Raw genomic sequence first — 517 nt, forward strand, 5'->3', positions numbered from 1 at the left:
GTCCAATAGTTATTGAGGCCGAAGTGTTTGAAAATATTATTATGAAATTTACGACACCATATGCAAAAAAAAATAAATTGACTATTTTAAATGGCGCTATCAAAGAATTACAGAGTCTAACTTATGATGATGGGAGACAGATTATTAGGGATTTAGAATATAATATTGAACGAAAAAATAGAAAAATAGTGAGATATATTTTTTCTTTTAAACCATTCTCCATAGATCTTAACTATATAAAAAGGATGGAAGGGAATAATATTATTTTTGACAGGCCTATAAACAATAATAGTTCTATTATTGATGTTGAGTACTCTGTAATCATTTCAAAGTTTATTGATACTTTTTCAAATCAACCTGAATTTAATAATAAAAATAATCGTGAAAAATTAATTGCTTTCTGTAGGTCCTTATCAGAAGAAGTCGTTGATATAGCTTTGGATAAGGTTTCTATGAATAAAAAAAGAGGGGTTGGATGGTTATTCAAAACTTTGTTAAATTGGGAAGAAGCCGGGGT

Annotated in this window: 1 pseudogene; it reads left to right on the plus strand. The window is 28.0% G+C overall.

From position 1 onward, the window contains the following. Positions 1 to 41: 41 nt before the first annotated feature. Positions 42 to 517, plus strand: a pseudogene (locus QZ114_RS08985) (hypothetical protein); the annotation flags it as partial.

Source organism: uncultured Streptococcus sp. (assembly GCF_901875575.1).
GTDB lineage: Bacteria > Bacillota > Bacilli > Lactobacillales > Streptococcaceae > Streptococcus.